The sequence below is a fragment of the Leyella stercorea genome, from assembly GCF_021531655.1.
The window spans coordinates 19,914-39,812 of sequence record NZ_JADYUF010000012.1 but is presented as its reverse complement, the minus strand read 5'-3'; the positions used below and the strand labels follow the sequence as shown (position 1 = coordinate 39,812).

The 19,899-nt window shown below is 50.4% G+C and carries 16 protein-coding genes and 1 tRNA gene; 15 read left to right on the top strand and 2 right to left on the bottom strand.

The window, feature by feature from the left end:
- The first annotated feature begins 3 nt into the window (after nt 1–3).
- From clpX to I6E49_RS05035, 7 genes are all read left to right on the top strand, one after another.
- On the top strand, nt 4–1,230 hold the full coding sequence (gene clpX, locus I6E49_RS05065) for an ATP-dependent Clp protease ATP-binding subunit ClpX (RefSeq protein WP_235400804.1): 1,227 nt from the start codon (nt 4–6) through the stop codon (nt 1,228–1,230).
- Nucleotides 1,231–1,410: 180 nt separating this feature from the next.
- Nucleotides 1,411–3,588 (top strand): DNA helicase RecQ, encoded by a 2,178-nt coding sequence (recQ, locus tag I6E49_RS05060; protein ID WP_235400802.1) that lies wholly within the window; start codon nt 1,411–1,413, stop codon nt 3,586–3,588.
- A gap of 325 nt (nt 3,589–3,913) precedes the next feature.
- Nucleotides 3,914–5,122, top strand: a complete 1,209-nt coding sequence (locus I6E49_RS05055; RefSeq protein ID WP_235400800.1) for a sugar MFS transporter — start codon at nt 3,914–3,916, stop codon at nt 5,120–5,122.
- Nucleotides 5,123–5,171: 49 nt separating this feature from the next.
- On the top strand, nt 5,172–6,128 hold the full coding sequence (gene metF, locus I6E49_RS05050; protein ID WP_235400798.1) for a methylenetetrahydrofolate reductase [NAD(P)H]: 957 nt from the start codon (nt 5,172–5,174) through the stop codon (nt 6,126–6,128).
- A 228-nt stretch (nt 6,129–6,356) separates the two neighbouring features.
- Nucleotides 6,357–7,454 carry a DNA polymerase III subunit gene (locus I6E49_RS05045; protein WP_235400797.1) on the top strand — a complete coding sequence of 366 codons (1,098 nt, stop codon included), beginning with the start codon at nt 6,357–6,359 and terminating at the stop codon, nt 7,452–7,454.
- On the top strand, nt 7,455–8,831 hold the full coding sequence (locus I6E49_RS05040) for a PSP1 domain-containing protein (RefSeq protein ID WP_235400796.1): 1,377 nt from the start codon (nt 7,455–7,457) through the stop codon (nt 8,829–8,831).
- Nucleotides 8,832–8,979: 148 nt separating this feature from the next.
- The gene (locus I6E49_RS05035) at nt 8,980–9,447 is read left to right on the top strand and encodes a gliding motility lipoprotein GldH (RefSeq protein WP_235400795.1); all 468 of its coding nucleotides are present in this window, start codon (nt 8,980–8,982) and stop codon (nt 9,445–9,447) included.
- 8 nt (nt 9,448–9,455) lie between these two features.
- On the opposite strand, the gene I6E49_RS05030 is transcribed toward I6E49_RS05035, so the two are convergent.
- Entirely contained in the window at nt 9,456–10,211 is a 756-nt protein-coding gene (locus I6E49_RS05030) for a porin family protein (RefSeq protein ID WP_235400794.1), read from the bottom strand.
- Between the two features lie 202 nt (nt 10,212–10,413).
- Between I6E49_RS05030 and I6E49_RS05025 the strand changes: the two genes are divergently transcribed.
- Entirely contained in the window at nt 10,414–10,584 is a 171-nt protein-coding gene (locus tag I6E49_RS05025; RefSeq protein WP_007897308.1) for a 4Fe-4S binding protein, read from the top strand.
- Between the two features lie 734 nt (nt 10,585–11,318).
- On the opposite strand, the gene I6E49_RS05020 is transcribed toward I6E49_RS05025, so the two are convergent.
- Nucleotides 11,319–14,624, bottom strand: coding sequence for a glycoside hydrolase family 2 TIM barrel-domain containing protein (locus I6E49_RS05020; protein WP_235400793.1), 3,306 nt, complete (start codon nt 14,622–14,624; stop codon nt 11,319–11,321).
- Nucleotides 14,625–14,787: 163 nt separating this feature from the next.
- Here I6E49_RS05020 and I6E49_RS05015 point away from each other — a divergent pair.
- The 7 genes from I6E49_RS05015 (at nt 14,788) to I6E49_RS04985 (ending at nt 19,888) form a co-directional block, all read left to right on the top strand.
- A tRNA-Tyr gene (locus tag I6E49_RS05015) sits at nt 14,788–14,869 on the top strand.
- 93 nt (nt 14,870–14,962) lie between these two features.
- The gene (locus tag I6E49_RS05010) at nt 14,963–15,589 is read left to right on the top strand and encodes a YhcH/YjgK/YiaL family protein (protein WP_235400792.1); all 627 of its coding nucleotides are present in this window, start codon (nt 14,963–14,965) and stop codon (nt 15,587–15,589) included.
- Nucleotides 15,590–16,063: 474 nt separating this feature from the next.
- Nucleotides 16,064–16,525, top strand: a complete 462-nt coding sequence (gene rplM / locus I6E49_RS05005; RefSeq protein ID WP_235400790.1) for a 50S ribosomal protein L13 — start codon at nt 16,064–16,066, stop codon at nt 16,523–16,525.
- A 10-nt stretch (nt 16,526–16,535) separates the two neighbouring features.
- Entirely contained in the window at nt 16,536–16,922 is a 387-nt protein-coding gene (gene rpsI / locus I6E49_RS05000; protein WP_235400788.1) for a 30S ribosomal protein S9, read from the top strand.
- A 289-nt stretch (nt 16,923–17,211) separates the two neighbouring features.
- Nucleotides 17,212–18,000 (top strand): 30S ribosomal protein S2, encoded by a 789-nt coding sequence (rpsB, locus tag I6E49_RS04995; RefSeq protein ID WP_235392073.1) that lies wholly within the window; start codon nt 17,212–17,214, stop codon nt 17,998–18,000.
- 144 nt (nt 18,001–18,144) lie between these two features.
- On the top strand, nt 18,145–19,140 hold the full coding sequence (tsf, locus tag I6E49_RS04990; protein WP_235400786.1) for a translation elongation factor Ts: 996 nt from the start codon (nt 18,145–18,147) through the stop codon (nt 19,138–19,140).
- Between the two features lie 130 nt (nt 19,141–19,270).
- A complete protein-coding gene (locus tag I6E49_RS04985) occupies nt 19,271–19,888 on the top strand; it encodes a fumarylacetoacetate hydrolase family protein (RefSeq protein ID WP_235400784.1) in 618 nt (205 codons plus the stop codon).
- The last annotated feature ends 11 nt before the right edge of the window (nt 19,889–19,899 follow it).

Sequence of the window (19,899 nt, the reverse complement as noted above, 5' to 3'; positions counted from 1 at the left end):
GCGATGCCAAGAAAAGTATGTAGCTTCTGCGGAAGAGCAGAGAAGGATGTCAACTTCCTTATAACCGGACTCAACGGATTCATCTGCGACAATTGTGCGCAGCAAGCATATCAGATAGTGTGCGAGGCGGGCTTGGGACCCGGCGGCAAGGGCAAGCGCAAGTCGAAATTTGACGTTGCGATGAGCGACGTACCCAAGCCGATGGAAATCAAGGACTATCTCGACCAATATATAATAGGACAGGACGAAGCCAAGAAATATCTCTCGGTGGCTGTCTACAACCACTACAAGCGTCTGCAACAGCCGCAAGACGACAACGGAGTGGAGATAGAAAAGAGCAACATCATAATGGTAGGCTCTACCGGAACGGGCAAGACTCTCCTTGCACGAACCATTGCCAAGCTGCTCAAGGTGCCATTCACAATCGTAGATGCAACGGTATTCACCGAGGCAGGCTATGTAGGTGAGGACGTGGAGAGCATACTCTCGCGTCTGCTGCAGGTGGCCGACTACGACGTAGCGGCTGCCGAACGAGGCATAGTGTTCATCGACGAGATCGACAAGATAGCACGCAAGGCCGACAACCCCAGCATCACACGCGACGTAAGCGGCGAGGGTGTGCAGCAGGGACTGCTCAAGCTGCTTGAGGGAACAATGGTCAACGTGCCCCCGAAGGGAGGCCGTAAGCATCCCGACCAGGACTATATCCACGTAGATACACGCAATATACTCTTCATCTGCGGCGGCGCCTTCGACGGCATCGAGCGCAAGATAGCACAGCGAATGAACACTCACGTAGTGGGATTCAATTCGGTGCAGAACGTGCGCCATATCGACAAGGGCAACCTTATGAAGTATATCCTGCCGCAAGACCTCAAGTCGTTCGGCTTGATACCGGAAATAATAGGTCGTCTGCCGGTGCTTACATATCTCAATCCGCTTGATCGTGAGGCGCTGCGCCGAATACTCGTAGAGCCCAAGAACAGCATCATAAAGCAGTATGAGAAGCTGTTTGAGATGGACGGCATCAAACTCCACTTCAACGACGACACCCTGGAGTTTATCGTCGACAAGGGCGTTGAGTACAAGCTTGGAGCCCGCGGACTGCGTTCGATAGTCGAAGCCATCGTCATGGACGCAATGTTTGAGGTGCCGTCGAAGAAGGTTGACGAGTTCACCGTGACACTCGACTACGCCAAGAAGCAACTTGAAAAGTCAAACTTGAAATAGAAAAACTCCTTTGGAGGAAGTTTTGAGCTTTGAATTTTGAGTTTTGGATAAGTCGTCTACGGCAATTTTGAGTCTTGAATTTTGAGTGTTGAATTCCTAATTCATCAATTCTTAATCGGCGCAGCCGACAATTCAAAATTCAAAACTCAAAATTCAAAACTCATATTAAATATTACTACTATGACTGGGACAATTAACCTCAATGAACAACTGAAACACTACTTCGGATTCGACTCGTTCAAGGGCGAACAGGAAGCCATAATACGCAATCTGCTTGCAGGCAACGACACCTTTGTGCTCATGCCTACTGGAGGTGGCAAGAGTTTGTGCTACCAGTTGCCGTCGCTCATCATGGACGGCACAGCCATTGTCGTATCGCCGCTCATTGCCTTGATGAAGAACCAGGTGGATGTCATCAACGGACTGAGCGAAGAATCGGGTGTGGCACACTATCTCAACTCATCGCTCAACAAGGCAGCCATCAATCAGGTGCGCAACGACATATATGCCGGACGCACCAAACTGCTGTATGTGGCTCCGGAATCGCTCAATAAGGAGGACAATCTCGAGTTTTTCCGCTCGTTCAAGATTTCGTTCTACGCTGTTGACGAGGCACACTGTATATCGGAATGGGGTCACGACTTCCGTCCCGAATACCGCAACATACGCCCTACAATACAGAAAATAGGCAACGCTCCAGTCATAGCACTCACCGCTACGGCCACCGACAAGGTGCGCATGGACATAAAGAAGAGCCTCGGCATCACCGAAGCGCAGGAGTTCCGTTCGTCGTTCAATCGACCGAACCTATACTATGAGGTGCGGCAGAAGACCAACGACATCGACCGACAGATAATAAAGTTCGTGAAGCAGCATTCGGGCAAGAGCGGCATTGTGTACTGCATATCGCGCAAGAAGGTAGAAGATCTGGCGGCAGTACTCAAGGCCAACGACATCAAGGCAGCACCCTATCACGCCGGACTCGACTCTGCCACACGCTCGCAGACCCAGGACGACTTCCTCATGGAGCGCATCGACGTCATCGTGGCTACCATAGCATTCGGCATGGGCATTGACAAACCCGACGTGAGATTTGTCATTCACTACGACATACCGAAGAGTCTGGAGGGCTATTATCAGGAAACTGGACGCGCCGGACGCGACGGTGGCGAGGGCATATGCCTCGCTTTCTACTCGCATAAGGACCTGCAGAAACTCGAGAAGTTCATGGAAGGCAAGCCAGTGGCCGAACAGGACATCGGCAGACAACTCCTTCAGGAGACCGCAGCTTATGCCGAGTCGTCGGTATGCCGCCGCAAACTGCTGCTGCACTACTTCGGCGAGGACTACACCAAGGACAATTGCGGCAACTGCGACAACTGTCTGCATCCCAAGGTGAAGCGCGACGGCAAGGAGGCATTGCTCATTGTGCTGCGCTCGCTGCTTGCCGTTAAGGAGGGATTCCGCCAGGATTACGTCATCGACTTTATCAAAGGACGCGCAACGGACGACATTGTGTCGCATCATCACGACCAACTTGAAGAGTTCGGAGCTGGCGAAGACATGCCGCCGAAGACGTGGAGCCCAGTGATAAGGCAGGGAATGATAGCCGGATACATACATAAGGACATCGAAAGCTATGGATTGCTCAAGGTGACGGCAGCCGGAAAGCGCTACGTCCGCAATCCGCAGCCGTTCACATACGTCGAAGACACCGACTTCACCGACAATGCCGACGAAGAGACTGACGACCATGGAGCAGCCGCACTCGACCCTACGCTCTACAGCATGCTGCAAGACCTGCGCCGCAAGATGGCACGCAAGCTGTCGCTTCCGGGCTACGTCATATTCCAGGACATCTCGCTCGAGCAGATGGCAACGATGTATCCCGTATCTGTCGAAGAACTGCGCAACATCCAGGGTGTAGGTCAGGGCAAGGCAAAACGCTACGGCAAGGAGTTCTGCGAACTCATACGCCAGTACTGTTCGGACAATGAGATAGAGCGTCCGGAGGAAATGTTCGTACGCACCGTTGCCAAGGACTCGATGAAGAAGATAAAGATAATCCACTATCTCGACCGCCGCATGCCGCTCGACGACATCGCTTCGGCTCTCAATCTGGAGTTCAGCGACCTGCTCGACGACCTCGACGCCATCGTCTACAGCGGTACAAAGGTCAACATCGACTACTTCCTTGAGGACGTGATGGACGACGACCAGATAGACGACATATACGAGTACTTCCGCGAATCGGACACCGACAGCATCAAGGCTGCCCTGGAAGAGCTCGGCGACGACTATGAGGAGAACGAAATCAGACTCGTTAGAATCAAGTTTATGTCAGAACAGGCCAACTAAAAGCGCTTGTCTGAGTTTATCATACGACAAATACACCTTATATAATATATAGGTTTGGCATAGCCCGGGGCATCGCTCCGGGCTATGTTGTTTTAATGTTAGTCAGAGATTTAGAGCAGTGGTGTATCCCCGAAAATTCTCCTTGAAATCCCCGAAAAATCCGCTTGCATTTCAAAAGGAGTCCTTTTGCATTCCAAAAGGAGTCCTTTTGCATTCCAAATGTAGTCCTTTTGCACTCCAAAAGTAGCCCTTTTGCAATGCAAAAGGACTACATTTTTAAGGCAAACTTCTTATAATTCAGTATTTTTGTCTAATTTTGCACATTATGAAAGAAAACAAGTTATCATTGAGCAGCAAGCAGTATGCCGTGCCGTTCATTCTCATCACCTCACTCTTCTTTATGTGGGGCTTCGCTCGCGCCATACTCGACGTGCTCAACAAGCATTTCCAGACCGAGCTCGATATCACCATAACACAGTCGTCGCTGATACAGGTGACCACATATATGGGCTATTTCCTCATGGCAATTCCTGCCGGACTGTTCATCAACCGTATGGGCTATCGACGCGGAGTGGTGACCGGACTGGTGCTGTTCGGATTAGGGTCGCTGGCGTTCATACCGTGTTCTATGGCTGGAACGTTCTATCCCTATCTGGTGGCGCTGTTCGTAATAGGTTGCGGACTCGTCTTCCTTGAGACCTCAGCCAACCCCTACGTCACCGAGCTTGGACCAAAGGAGACAGCCACGGCACGACTGAACTTCTCGCAATCGTTCAACGGAGTAGGCTCGATGTTTGCCACACTCGTCGTTGGCAGCTTCCTCTTCCAGAGCGAATCGGCAGGCGACGGCAGCAACGCCGTCATACCTTACTCAATCATGGGAGCCCTCGTGCTGCTCATAGCCATAGTATTCTCGCGCGTCAACCTGCCCGAGATACAGCACACCGATGACAAGGAGACACAGCAGGGCGGCCACAACATCTCGCGACTGTTCAAGAACCGCAGCTTCGTTTTCGGACTATCGGCGCTGCTCGCTTATGAAGTGGCAGAGATATCAATCAATTCTTACTTCATCAACTATGTCACCGGACAGGGATGGATGGAGCCTGCCACTGCCTCTACGGTGCTGACCGTAGGTCTGGGACTGTTCATGCTGGCGCGCTTCATAGGCGCTGCCGTGATGAGCAATGTGCCAGCCGAGAAGTATCTGCTCATCTGTGCAGTGGGTACGGTGGCTTGTATCGCTGTGCTGCTGCTCGATATGGGCCGCAACATTTCGATGGCGGCGCTGATGATGAACTACTTCTTCGAGGCCATCATGTTCCCGACAATCTTCGCACTCGCCCTGCGCGGACTCGGAGGATTGACCAAGAGCGCCTCGTCGATACTCATGATGACGCCCGTAGGCGGCTGCGGATTCCTGCTGATGGGATACGCTGCCGACCACGCAGGCAACTTCGTGCTGCCGTTCTTCATTCCGCTCGTGGGCTATGCCATTGTGATGGCTTACGCATGGAGCACGGTGAAGAAATAGAAAAGGTGAAAACACAAGGTTTTTAGGATAATCAATACATCAACGAAAAATGAACATCAAGGAGATACTCAACAGCGCCGACGGAAGCAGACACTTCTCGTTTGAGGTGCTGCCACCGCTGAAGGGCACCGGAACAGAACGTCTGTTCTCGACGATAGAGAAGTTTAAGGAATTCAATCCGGCGTACATCAACATCACAACCCACCACAGCGAGTATGTATATCGTGAAGTGGAGGGCGGACAATACGAGCGTTTGCGCCTGCGCCGGCGTCCGGGCACGGTGGCTATAGCAGCCGCCATACAGAACAAGTTCGGCATTCCCGTCATTCCGCACGTGATATGCAGCGGAGCGAGCGCGTTCGACATAGAGTACGAACTCATCGACCTTCAGTTTCTCGGTATCGAAAACCTGCTGCTGTTGCGTGGCGACAAGGCGAAGGAAGACAGCCGCTTTGTGCCTACACCGGGCGGCTATTCGCACACGACAGAGCTGATAGAGCAGGTGAATAGATTCAACGACGGATTCTTCAACGACGGAACTCCCATAAAGAACCCGTCAGGCAAGTTCGGTTTCGGTGTGGCGTGCTATCCAGAAAAGCATGAAGAGGCACCCAATATCGAGATGGATATGGAGTATCTCAAGCAGAAGCAGGACCTCGGAGCCGACTATGCCGTTACGCAGCTGTTCTACGACAACCAGAAGTATTTTGACTTTGTGGAGCGTGCCCGTGCAATGGGCATAACGATGCCAATCATTCCCGGACTGAAGCCATTTGCCAAGTTGTCGCAGCTGACGGTAGTGCCCAAGACCTTCCATTGCGACCTTCCGCAGGAACTGGCGCAGGAAGTGCTCAAGTGCAAGACTGATGATGACGCCCGGCAGTTGGGCATCGAGTGGACCACTGAGCAATGCCGACAGCTCTACGCAGCCGGAGTTCACAACATACACTTCTACACCGTGTCGGCAGTCGACTCGGTTAGGGAGGTGGCAAAGAGGTTGCTGTAAGATATTTGAATTTTGATTTGTGAATTTTGAGTTTTGAATTGTTCTCGGCTTCGCCTGCGATTTTGAATTGTTCAATGTTGAATTTTTCAAAATCCAATACCGAAAACTCATAATTCCAAATTCAACATTGCGAAGGAAGTCGCAATAATTCACAATTCAAAACTCAAAACTCACAATTGCCATCGGCAACAATTCAAAACTCAAAACTCAAAATTCAAAACTCAAAATATGCAGTTTGACGAAGTGATAGGCCAGAATGAGGCCAAAAGGCAGTTGCGACAGCTCATCGACGAGGGTCGTGTGCCACATGCAATGCTGTTCTGCGGTCCGATGGGCTGCGGCAAAATGGCCCTTGCCATGGCTTTCGCATCCGAACTGCTGGGCCATAGCCGACTGCTGAAGCAGTGGACCCACCCCGACCTCGTGTTCAGTTATCCTACAATAAAGAAGCCCAGCATGGGCTCAGAACACCAGCCCACGAGCGACGACTTTGCCGGTCAGTGGCGCGAGATGATAATGCAAGGCCCGTATTTCACGCTCGAACAGTGGATGGCACAGATGGATGCCGAGAACCAGCAGGCCGTAATCACAGGCGCCGAGAGCGACGCTTTGTCGCGCAAACTGAGCCTGAAGTCGAGCCAGGGCGGATATAAAGTATGCATAGTATGGCTGCCCGAGCGCATGAACCAGACAAGTGCCAACAAGCTGCTCAAGCTGCTTGAGGAGCCGCCAACGCAAACTGTGTTCATCCTTGTGAGCGAAGATCCGGGCCGATTGCTCGAAACCATACGCAGCCGAACGCAACGATTCGACTTCAAGCGTATTGCCGACGACGACATAGAGCAGGCACTTGTGGCACGATGCGGAATCGAACCCGACCTCGCACATCGCATAGCACGCATAGCAGGCGGATCGTGGACCGACGCTACAGGAGCGCTGCAGGCAGGCAACGAGAACAATATGTTCTTCGATCTGTTTACAATGCTCATGCGATTGGCATACGCCAAGCGCGTCAAGGAACTCAAGAAGTGGAGCGAAAGCATTGCGGCGTTCGGCCGCGAGAAGCAAAAGCGACTGCTTGTGTACTTCAGCCGTATGATACGCGAGAACTTCATGTACAACTTCCACGACCCTCGACTCACCTATATGACTGTAAATGAAGAACAGTTTGCGTCGCGCTTCGCACCGTTCATCAACGAAGGCAACATCATCGAGTTCAGCGAGATGTTCGAACGGGCATTGCGCGATATCACACAGAACGCCAATTCCAAGATGGTGTTCTTCGATATAGCTCTACAATCAATAATATATATAACACGCAAATAGATGAAAGAATTCAAGGACATGCAATTCCATATATCCCGCGACACCGATCGCGGGCTCTGCCACTGCGCTTGCGGTAGGCAGGACAGACAACTCAACACCTACGACTGGTTGTATGACGTGCCCGGAAACGAGGAGGATACCGACCTGGTTGAGGTGCAGTTCAAGAATACACGAAAGGGTTACTATCACAATGTCAATCATCTCGACCTGCAGAAGGGCGACACCGTGGCTGTAGAAGCAAGTCCCGGACACGACATCGGAGTAGTGACGCTGACCGGACGACTTGTAAAACTGCAGGTGAAGAAGGCAAATCTGAAGTCACCCGACGAAATAAAGCGCGTCTATCGCATTGCGAAGCCAACCGACATGGACAAGTATTATGAGGCAAAAAGCCGCGAACACGGCACCATGATACAAAGCCGTCAGATAGCAAAGGACCTCGGACTGCAGATGAAGATAGGCGACGTGGAGTATCAGGGCGACGGCAACAAGGCGATATTCTACTATATCGCCGACGAGCGCGTTGACTTCCGACAGCTCATCAAGGTTCTGGCTGACACCTTCCATGTGCGCATTGAGATGAAACAGATTGGCGCTCGACAGGAGGCAGGACGCATAGGTGGAACCGGACCGTGCGGCCGTGAGCTTTGCTGCGCAACCTGGATGAAGAATTTTGTGAGCGTAAGCACTAACGCGGCACGCCTTCAGGACATCTCGCTCAATCCGCAGAAGCTTGCCGGAATGTGCGCAAAATTGAAGTGCTGTCTCAACTATGAGGTTGACGATTACGTTGAAGCAGGACGCAAAATGCCTGCACGCGACATCGTATTGCAGACCATTGACAGCGACTGGTATCTCTTCAAGACCGACATTCTTGCCGGACTGGTGACATATTCTACCGATAAGTCGATAGCAGCCAATCTTATCACCATCTCGGCAGAGCGTGCGCGTGCCGTGATAGAGATGAACCGACGTGGCGAAAAGCCCGAAGCACTCGACGAGGGTGACGCTGTCAGCACGCAGAATCGTCCCGCTGACCTTCTGGCAGATGCCGACATCAGCCGTTTTGACAAGGCTAAGAAAAAGAAGAAGGCAAAGAATCGCCCCAACCGACAGCCTGCTCCTCAGCAGCGTGAGCCGAAACAGAACAAACAGTGCGAACCAAAACACCCCAAACAGGCTCCTGCCGACAGACAGCAGCAGCCCAAGCAGCAGGCCCAGCAGCCTAATCATCAGGGTCAGCAGCAGCCCAAACCACAGCAGCAACAGCCCAAGCATCAGCCACAGCAGCCTAAGCCACAGGGTCAGCAGCAGCCCAAACAAGCACAGCAGCAGCCCAAACAGCAGCCGCAAGCTAATGCTGACGCTCAGAAATAGCGGTATCGCAGAAATGCATAGCAAAGGCTATGTAACATGAAATATGTGCTGATTGTACGAGTAGGAAAGCCAAAACGTACAGTCAGCACAGCCTTGTATCTGTTGATATCGGGCACACCCATGCTTTGAAAAATAATTCGGAAGTAAAATGAATAATAGCAAATGTATTGCACTATTGGCAGCAATGTTGCTGTTGGTATTGTCGGCTTGCAACCGCAAGCTTGTGTACGACCGCTACTTATCGACACCAATATCGGGATGGGAGAAGAACGACACCCTGTCGTACGACATCCGTCCGGTCAGCGGAACAGACACATACGACATGTGGCTCGGCTTGCGCACCAGCGAAGCCTATCCGTTCACAGCTATAACGCTGATAGTAGAGCAGCATATTTATCCAAAGGATACCATTGTCAACGACACGGTGAACTGCAAGCTTACCGACCGTCACGGCAATGCATCGGGCACTGGTGTCAACTTCCACCAGTACCGTTTCCCCGTAACCGAACTGCAATTGCAGGACGGCGACTCAATACACATACGTGTACGTCACGATATGAAGCGCGAGATATTGCCGGGTATCAGCGACGTAGGCATTTCGCTACGATGCAAGTAGGGTAGGAGCTACTCGAAGTAGAAGCTGAGCACTATCATCTTCGTGCTCGCCTTGCTCACCGCCTTGGCATACTTGAGCATATTCTTGTCGCGCAGTTGGTCGGCATGTTTGGTGTCGAGCGAATTGCCAAGGGCGTAGACAAACTTAAGTTCGGGGCGCAACTTGAAGAAAGGCAGATAGAAGTCGCAGCCCACGCCAGCCTCTACCGCCATGGTGTAGCGCTTCAGACGCAGATTGTCGCTGCGCTTTGTGTTGAGATTTATCATCGGAGCCACTCCCGCCATGAGGTAAGGTCGATGGTTGTTGAAGCGCGGTGCGGCGAAAATCACGTCCGCCGAACACGATATGTAAGCCGACTTGATGTCCTGGCGCGATTCCTCGGCACGTCCGTCGGCATCGGTCTTGCCCAAGTCATGGAACACTATGTGGCGCGAACCGAAATACATCATCGGTGCCACACGTACCTGAAAATGCTCCGTAAGGCGTGCTTCGCCCAGCACACCGACGTTGATGCCAGGGTCCCAACGGCTCTGGTCGACCGTGACAAGCGCCTGATGCTCCTGTCCGTCTTCACCTATATACGTCTGCGGTCCGACGTTTGTCAGTTCCATATCCTGCAAGTGTGTGCCCACAACGACACCGAAGTGAAACGGGCGCAAGTCGGTATACGGGCGGTTCTGAACCGTACGTATCTGTGCGTGAGCCATGCCGCCAATCATGTAGGGCATGGACGATAGAAATAACAGTATAGCTGCGAGTCTCATATTGATATATAACGCAGTTTGGCGGATGTTATTGCTTTGGCTTGTCATCAAAAATTGCAATACAGAAGTGGCAAAACGGCGTGAAATGTGTAAATAAGTTAAAGTCATTACCTATTTGTAGGTATTTCGAAGAAAAACGCTATCTTTGCATCATCTAAATATAGGTAGTATAACATTAATAACATTTAAATAGAATTTAATTATGGCTTATGTAATTGGCGATGACTGCATCGCATGCGGTACATGTATTGGTGAGTGCCCGGTAGAGGCTATCTCTGAAGGCGAAAAGTATTCAATCAACCCTGATCTCTGCACAGAGTGTGGCACATGCGCAAGCGTATGTCCTCAGGAGGCTATCAGTCTCGGCGAGTAAGGATTTACTACAGAAATATCAAGGCGGCAAATCGCAGCACCTGGTGCTTGCGTTTTGCCGCCTTTTCGTTTTAGCTTACCTAAGCTATAAGATTCTGCTTGTGTAGCGGATGAGGCCAAATACGGTTTTTAAATGGAAAAGTGAAAAGGGCAAAGGGATTAGTGAAAAGAGACAAAAGGATAAGGGAAAAGTGAGAAGGTGAATGTGAAAAGTGAAATGGAAAAATCCGGTAGCTTTGCAAGTGAAAAACTAATGTTTTACAAAAGGGGTCATTTTGCCTTTCAAAAGGAATCCTTTTACTCTTCAAAAGGAGTCCTTTTACCTTCCAAAAGGAGTCCTTTTACTCATCAAAAGGAGTCCTTTTACTCATCAAAAGGAGTCATTTTGTTTGGCTCATCCGATCTTTGGAGTGATACTATTGTTTTGATTAGTGCAAACTGTAGGAGGCTATGGCGTCCTCGCCGTAGCCTGAGCAAGCTGGTAGTGCAATTTATCAATAACAAGAATGCACGGACAAACTGCACAGACTATGGCGGGGACGCCATAGCCTCCTATTGTTTCCTTTGCCAATTGACTTACAGGATTGGACTTATAACATTATCATTCGAAATATCGGATTAACCTTTTGCTTTTCGCAAGAAACAACCCGTAAAAAAAGCAGGAGGCTATGACATCACTGCCATAGCCTCCTTTATGTTTACATTGTCGCTAAATGGTATTCCTTTACGGCATGACTACTTCACCGAAGGGGTGAAGCGCAATGTCACTACATGCTCGCCTGTAGGTGTCTGATACTGCGGCAGGCATGAATCACCGCCACATGAGCGGTTGCCGATGCCACGCTGCCAGTAGTCGAAGTGTGCGAATATCTGACGGCTCGGAGTGAGATCGTAAGGATGCTTGCCTCCGTAGAACACGTCGTAGTTGAACTGACGGTCGTCAATGTGCGAGAGCGAGAAGGCTACCTGGCCCTCTGTCTGCACGTTGAGCTGCACATCTGCGCCCGAGAGGGTAAGGTCGCGCAGTCCCTGATGGTCGCCCATTATCTGCGGTGCGCTCTGCTCCTCAAACATTCCGGCTACGGTTGTGGTGTAACGGCCGAGCAATGAGCCGCGCTGGCGGTCGATATAGTTCGACCACGGACCCTTGGCATAATACTCTACATTCTCCAGTCCCGGAGCAAACTGCATCGTTACGCCTACACGACGTGTCTCAGAGCTTGAGTTGTTGAATGCTATACGCATGTCAACACGTCCGTCGGGATAGATGGTATATTGTATGTTGTGAGTGTCCTTGCCGTTGCTTACCGATGTCTGTGCAACCACATTCTTGCCAACACGTTTCGGAGCGCTTACGAGGTTCTTGCTGCCTGTGAGTGCGCCTTCCTCCTTATTGTCGTTCTCGGCAACTCCGCCTGTAGCTCCAAGCGAAATGTTGTCGTTGGCAATGCGGCGGAATCCGTTGAAGTCGGGGCCCTTGCCTGGCTCAACGAGGCTCTTGCCGTCGTACAGCCATTCTGCTATTGTGCCGTCATCGGCAAAGCTTATCTTGAAACGCTCGCCCGTTACGCAGTTGCCCTTTACCTTCAGCTTGCCCTTCTCGGCAATAGCTGGCAACTGACGGTGCTGCTGCTGTACGAATGTATGGTCGGCTACAGACACGCAGCTGGCGTTGGCGTCGGCGTTGAGCTTGAACTGCTGCTCTACTACAGCGTATCCGCGCTTGGTCCATGGGCAGTCGTTCTTCATGCGAAGGCTGAATGTGATGATGTATTCGCCGTCGTTCTTCACCTCTGTAGTATAAGGAATGCTTACGTGGCAGATTTCGCCTGGAGCGCAGTTGGGCAACTGCAGGTCGCCATGCTCTACTGAGCGTCCGTCCTTGAGTACCTCGTACGAGAGATAGAGCAGGTCGGCAAGGTCGGTGAAGTTGTACTTGTTGCGGAGCACAAGGTTGTGATCCTTAAGGCTCTCGAAGTTGACGTAGCGGTAAACGTACTTCACCTCGGTGAGCTTTGCAGTCCATTCACGTCCAGGAGTGATGATTCCGTTAGACATAAAGTCGCCCTGGAAGCCCAGATGTCCATGATTCATCTTTGTATAATCATAACCTGAGGTGTAGTAATGGAGTCCGGTATGCGGGTCGACGAGCGGCTCATGCGCCTTGATGCGGCGTGTGTCGTATATACCCTGGTCCACCCAGTCCCATATACAGCCTCCGATGATGCCGTTAGAACCCTCGATGATGTCCCAGTATTCCTGCAAGTTGCCTACAGCCTGACCCATAGCGTGTGCATATTCGCAAATGAAGTAAGGCTTGCCGTTGAGTCCGTCGCGGTGTTTTATGACATTGTTGATGATGGGATACATGTCCGAACCGAAGTCGGAATACTTCTCGCCATGCTTGTAGCCCTCATAATGCACCCATGCATCGCGTCCGGGGAGGAGTCGCTTCACCTCATCGTAGGTGGCCTGGAAGTTCTGTCCGCCTCCCGACTCGTTGCCGAGCGACCAGAATACAACGCTCGGATGGTTGCGGTCACGCAGCACCATGCGTCGTGTACGGTCTACATAAGCGGCCTGCCATGTAGGGTTGTCAGACAGAGAGTGGTTGTTGTGGCACTCGACGTCGGCCTCGTTCATGCAGTACAGACCATAGTAGTCGAACATTGCATACATCTTAGGCTGGCGCGGATAGTGGCTGGTGCGCACGGTATTGACGTTGGCGAGCTTCATAAGCGTTACGTCCTTGAGCATTGTGGGCACGTCGATGGCGTGGCCGAGCAATGGGTGGATGTCCTGGGTGTTCACTCCCTTGAAGTATTCGCGCTTGCCGTTGACGTAGATAAGATTGCCACGCTGCTCAACCGAGCGGAAACCGTAGAGTGTAGAGAACACCATTTCCTCCTGGCCGTTGTCCGTCTTCTGACGTACAATGACGGTGTAGAGGTTGGGATGTTCGGCCGACCACGGCTTCAGGTTGCTCAGATTGTCGAATTTGACATTCAGTTTCTTCTCTGCATCGGCTGCGGCGAATGCCAGATCAGCGCTTTGGCTTGCCACACGCACACCATTCTGGTCGAGCAGTTCCACCTCGACAGTCTTCTTGCCCTTCTGATGCTGGGCGTTGTTGAGTGTCAGCTCAACGTTCATAGAGCCTGAAGTGTAGCCGTCGTTGAGGCTTGATGTGATGTAATGGTCGCCGATGAACGCCTTGGGAGTTGCCACGAGATACACGTCGCGATGAATGCCTGCGAGGTGCCACATGTCCTGACCCTCAAGATATGAGCCGTCCGACCAGCGGTAGACGCGTACCGAAACGTTGTTCTCGCCACCGCGCACCAGTGCCGTAACGTCAAACTCGGCATCGGTGTTGGCTCCCTGTGAGTAGCCGGCATAGCGTCCGTTCACCCATACCATGATTGCGCTGCACGCTCCGTCGAAGTGCAGGAACACGCGCTTGCCGTACTCCCAACCCTTAGGCAGAGTGAAGTTGCGGCGATAAGAACCTACAGGGTTCTTGTCGAAGTTGTCGTCGAAAGCAGTAATGCGTGGAGGTTCGTTCTTGAACGGATATCCCACATTATTATATACAGGCACATCGTAGCCTGCCATTTCCCAATTAAGGGGCACAGCTATGTTGTCCCAGCCGCTCACGTCGGCGTTGTCGCCGTAGAAGTTCTGCTCTTCGGGCACGCCCTGCGACTTCCAGTCGGCTGTGTAATGGAATTTCCACTGACCGTTGAGCGACAGCCAGTCGGCATGGTCGGGAGTAAGCCAGGGGAATCGGAAATACTCGTCCTTCATCATTTCCGAAGTCGACGAGTAGGGCATAAAGGTGGCATGCGCCTTCTCTTTGCGGTCTTCAAACTTGGTCTCATCCTCGACCCACGCCACTGAAGGGCCTGCCGCCTGCACGGCGTAAGTCTTCGCTACCATTGTTTTTCGTGCCGCCTTGCGTGACTTTGACTGCGCACTGGCTCCCTGCCATGCCATCAAGCCCAACATTGCTGCGACACAGAAAATAAGATTCTTATTCATGTGAACTTAGGTTTTATGTGGTTTGTTTATGAAAAATGCTGTTTATTTTGTTGCAAAGATAGCTCAAAATAACCAAAAACACTACTTTTAATGCATTTTTTTAATAAAATGTGCGGTAATATCCATTTTATTTTATACCTTTGCACTCGCTTTTAAGAAGCAAGGGTGGTTACCAGAGTGGCCAAATGGGGCAGACTGTAAATCTGCTGGCTATGCCTTCGGTGGTTCGAATCCATCACCACCCACTACGAACATAAAGGTGTGTCATTTAAATGGCGCACCTTTTTTCGTATAGACACATCCGTACAGCATTTTCTAAAAACTAAAAACAAAGTATTATGATCAGACTATTGACATTGATTGCAGCCCTGGTGCTGTCGCTCAGCGCAATGGCTCAAGGCGTGTATACGCAGCCGTGCCAGGACAAGAAACTCGAGAAGAAGGCTATCAAGTGGAAAAACTCAGACAAGTGGCGCAACGGATTTACGGCAGCTTCGCCTCACGAAACTGTCAACGCTGCCGAATTCTACACACAATATAAGCGCAACCCGCAATGGAAAGCTCTCTTCGCATGGCTCGCTAAGACCGACCTTATGGCTCTGCCCGCAGGCCAACACCCCATCCCCGGAACTACAATGAAGGCCAATGTGGAGGACGGCGAGAATGGCGACCTTGAAAAACGCGGCACCGAAAGCCATCGTCAGTATGTCGACTTCCAGTATGTCGTGAAGGGCAGCGAGCGCTTCGGACTGCTCGACCACGTTACAAGCCGAGCCAAGGCACCGTATCGTCCCGACATCATCAACTACGATTACGAAGTGGACAAGACCCTCTTCGTCGACTCGACTCCCGACAAATTCTTCATATTCTTCCCTGGCGACTGGCACATCGCGAAGATAAAGACCGACAAGGCCGATCAGAATATCCGCGTCGTCGTGGTGAAGGTGGAGTATAAGGACAAGTAAACCGCAAGGGAACAAAAATCCAATCGTAAAACAAATGTAGCCCTTTTGGCTTGCAAAAGGACTCCTTTTGCAAGCCAAAAGGACTCCTTTTACAGGGCAAAACGAATCCTTTTACAGGCCAAAAGGGCTACATTTGAAATGCTACTGTTCCATGGGTCATTTTATATATATACATACGTCTATCAGTATACATATCTATACCTTATTATATATATAGGTAACGCGATGAAAGAAGGCAGAAAACAACACAGTTCTGTTAAATAAATGTAAATATACAGTGTGCTTAAAAGCATCATTTCTCTATATAATAAAAAATGAGTAATTTTGCGGACCGATTATTTGGGGATACACTTAGAGTCCCCTGCATGAGGGTGTTAATAGCGCTCGTTATAGAAAAGGCCAAACGGCGTGGTTAGTGAATCGCTCGTGCAATAAAAATAAAACGTTTTTTAGTAGTAATTTTTAAATTAAACAATGAACACTTTAAGTTACAAGACTATTTCCGTAAACAAGGAAACAGCTAAGAAGGAGTGGGTGGTAATCGATGCCACAGACCAGGTAGTAGGTCGTCTCTGCTCTAAAGTAGCAAAGCTCATCCGCGGAAAGTACAAGCCGTCATTCACTCCCCACGTGGACTGTGGTGACAACGTTATCATCATCAACGCAGCCAAGGCTGTTTTCACTGGCAAGAAGGAAACAGACAAGGTTTACACACGTTATACTGGCTATCCTGGTGGACAGCGCTTCAACACTCCGGCAGAGCTCCGCAAGCGTCCTGACGGAATGGACAAGATTATCCGTCACGCTGTGAAGGGTATGCTCCCCAAGGGTCCTCTCGGCCGTCGTCTGCTTGACAACCTCTACATCTACGATGGTACAGAGCACAAGCACGAGGCACAGCAGCCTAAGGCAATTGATATTAACCAGTATAAATAAAGAATAGAAGATGGAAATGATAAATGCAATTGGTCGCCGTAAGAGTGCCGTAGCTCGTGTTTATCTCACAGAGGGCACCGGTAAGATCACAATCAATAAGGTAGAACTCGCAAAGTACTTCCCATCAGCAATTCTGCAGTATGTGGTTAAGCAGCCGCTGCTCCTGCTCGGTGTGGAAGAGAAATATGATATCAAGTGCAACCTCGACGGTGGCGGTTTCACCGGTCAGAGCCAGGCTCTTCGCCTCGCTATCGCCCGCGCACTTGTAAAGGTTGACGCTGAGGACAAGAAGACTCTTAAGGGTCAGGGCTTCCTCACTCGCGATTCTCGTGAGGTTGAGCGTAAGAAGCCGGGTCAGCCGAAGGCTCGCCGTCGCTTCCAGTTCAGCAAGCGTTAAAATATGGAGAATGGCTGGGACACCTTATTTATATATATGTGTGGCTTAGCATATCTCCAAAGTTTAGCATCCAAACCCGCAAGACCGAAGAAGAGAATGAGGAATTTGGAATGAGGAATTAGAAGTTAGGAGTCAGGAATTGAATAATTCAAAAACTTCAAAATTCATAATCGGCGAAGCCGATCAATTCAAAACTCAAAATTCAAAACTCAAAACTCGACATGTCGTTACTCGTGGGCTGGTTCAATTTAACTCAAAGGAAAGTAAACAAATTAACAAGAACAAAGAAATGTCAAGAACTAATTTTGACCAGTTGTTAGAGGCAGGCTGTCACTTTGGCCACCTCCGTCGTAAGTGGAATCCCGCAATGGCTCCTTATATCTTCATGGAGCGCAACGGCATTCATATCATCGATTTGCACAAGACAGTAGCTAAGGTTGACGAGGCTGCTGAGGCTTTGAAGCAGATCGCAAAGTCAGGCAAGAAGATCCTGTTCGTCGCTACTAAAAAACAAGCTAAGGACATCGTAGCCGAGAAGGCAGCGAGCGTGAATATGCCTTACGTTATCGAGCGTTGGCCGGGCGGTATGCTCACCAACTTCCCGACAATCCGCAAGGCTGTTAAGAAAATGGCGAACATCGACAAGCTCATGAACGACGGAACTTTCTCAAAGCTCTCTAAGCGCGAGCTTCTGCAGGTGACACGCCAGCGTGCTAAGTTGGAGAAGAACCTCGGTTCTATCGCTGACCTTACACGCCTCCCGAGCGCTTTGTTCGTTGTTGACGTGATGAAGGAGAACATCGCCGTTAAGGAGGCTAACCGCCTCGGCATCCCAGTGTTCGCCATGGTAGATACCAACTCTGACCCACGCAACATCGACTATATCATCCCTGCTAACGACGACGCTAAGGATTCTATCGACGTAGTTCTCTCAGCTTGCTGCGGTGCTATCGCAGAGGGTCTTGAGGAGCGTAAGGTAGAAAAGGCTGACGAGAAGGCAGCTGCTGAGCAGAAAGAGGGCAAGGCTCCTCGCAAGGCTCGCAAGGAGGAAACTCCTGCTGAGAACGCAGCAGAGTAATCTTACATAACATAAAGATCGGAAATTCTTTAATTCGTAAATCCAAGGTTTTAGAATGGAGAATTTCCGATTTTTGGGTTAAAGACGATTACACCAAATCAAGCATATATTAAATAACTAACAATTAATAAATAATAAATGACTATGGCTATTTCAATTGAAGACATCAAGAAACTTCGTGCCATGACAGGTGCTGGTCTTGCTGACGTAAAGAAGGCTCTGACTGAGGCTGAAGGTGATTTCGATAAGGCAAAGGAGTTGCTCCGTGAGCGTGGACTCGCTATCGCTGCAAAGCGTTCAGACCGCGAGACTTCAAACGGTTGTGTACTCGTTAAGAACGTTGACGGATTCGCTGCTATGATCGCTTTGAAGTGCGAGACTGACTTCGTTGCCAACGGTGCTGACTTCATCCAGCTGACTTCTGACATCCTCGACGCTGCTATCGCCGCTAAGGCTCATACTCTCGACGAGGTTAAGGCTCTCAAGTTCGGTGAGGCTGACGTTCAGGCTGCTGTTACACAGCGCTCAGGTATCACTGGCGAGAAGATGGAGCTTGACGGCTACAACGTTCTCGAGGGTGAGAACATTGAGGTTTACGACCACATGGGCAAGCACACTCTCTGCACCATGGTACAGCTCAATCAGAACAACGAGGAGGCTGGTCACAAGATAGCTATGCAGGTTGCTGCTATGAAGCCTATCGCTCTTGACGAGGCTTCAGTACCTGAGGAAGTTAAGGATGAAGAGTACAAGGTTGCTGTTCAGAAGACTAAGGAAGAGCAGATCGAGAAGGCTGTAGAGGTAGCTGTTAAGAAGGCTGGCCTCAATCCTAACCACTTCGACTCTGAGGACCACATCGAGTCTAACCAGGGCAAGGGCTGGATCACAGCTGAGGACGTTGCTAAGTTCCGCGAGATCAAGGAGACCGTTTCTGCAGAGAAGGCTGCTAATCTCAACGAGAACATGATTCAGAACATCGCTAAGGGTCGTGTTGGCAAGTTCCTTAAGGAGAACTGCCTCGTTTGTCAGGAGTTCCAGTTCGGCGACGGCGACAAGCAGAGCGTTGCTGACTACCTCAAGAAGCAGGACAAGGAGCTGAAGATCGTTGCTTACAAGCGCTTCACTCTTGCTGCTGAGTAATTGAAATAACTCAATTACACATATATTATATAGGAGCCGTGAGGAGTGAAAACTCTTTCACGGCTTTTTGTTTAATATCGACGTTGTTGCGAAGATTTCGTCAGCACGTCAACTTGTCAACTTAAATAAAATGAAGATTTTTGCCGTAGGTATGAACTACCTTGAACACAATAAAGAGCTTCATGGCTCGTTATTTAAACCAGAAGAACCGGTCATTTTCACCAAGGCCGACTCGGCAGTGCTCAAGGATCACAAGCCGTTCTTTATTCCCGACCACATGGGACGCATCGATTACGAGACCGAAATCGTAGTGCGCATCAGCAAGTTGGGCAAGAATATTTCCGAGCGTTTTGCCCATCGCTATTACGATGCCGTTACCGTCGGCATCGATTTTACGGCTCGCGAGCTGCAGAAGAAACTGCGTGCGGGAGGCAAACCTTGGGATTTGTGCAAGGGATTTGACGGAAGCGCCGCCCTGGGCGAATGGGTTTCGCTGGACAAATTCCGTGATATTCAGGCCCTGCACTTCCATCTCGACATCAACGGCAACACCGTTCAGGAGGGATGCACGAGCGATATGCTCTATCGTGTCGACCAGTTGATAGCCTACATATCACAGTATTTCACGCTCAAGACCGGTGACATTCTGTATACAGGAACGCCTGCCGGAGTCGGACCCGTACACATCGATGACCATCTTGAGGGATATATTGAGGACCGCAAGGTGCTCGAATTCAATTGCAAATAACAATAGTAAAC